The sequence below is a fragment of the Faecalibacterium sp. AF27-11BH genome (genome assembly GCF_003603005.1).
Classification (GTDB): Bacteria; Bacillota; Clostridia; order Oscillospirales; family Ruminococcaceae; genus Faecalibacterium; species Faecalibacterium taiwanense.
Genome location: NZ_QVGS01000028.1, coordinates 1 through 406, shown reverse-complemented (window position 1 = coordinate 406; position 406 = coordinate 1). Strand labels below are relative to the sequence as shown.

Annotated in this window: 1 protein-coding gene; it reads left to right on the top strand. The window is 47.8% G+C overall.

What is annotated here, in order from left to right; translation table 11 throughout:
• Nucleotides 1–406: recombinase family protein (locus DWY76_RS13650; RefSeq protein ID WP_243112065.1), on the top strand; the 406-nt coding region annotated here is incomplete at both ends.

Sequence of the window (406 nt, the reverse complement as noted above, 5' to 3'; positions counted from 1 at the left end):
TCCGCACTCAAAAGTCAATGCTTATGGAGTATGCCACACGCAACGGTTTCGGGAATTGCCAGTACTATGTTGATGATGGTTACAGCGGTACGAACTCTGACCGCCCTGCCTTTCAGGAACTTCTGGATGATATCCGGGAAGGAAAGGTGGCAACAGTCATTACCAAAGACCAGTCCCGACTTGGACGCAACCACATCGAAACCGGAACGTATATGGAAATCTTCTTTCCTGAACACGGTGTCCGCTATATTGCAATCAACGATGGTTATGATTCCAACGAGCAATCTCAGGTGGATATTGCCCCGTTCCGAAACATCATCAATGAAATGTACGCCAAAGACACTTCCCGAAAAATCAAGAGTGCCCTTCGGACACGCAAGAAAAGCGGAAAGTATATCTCCAGCGG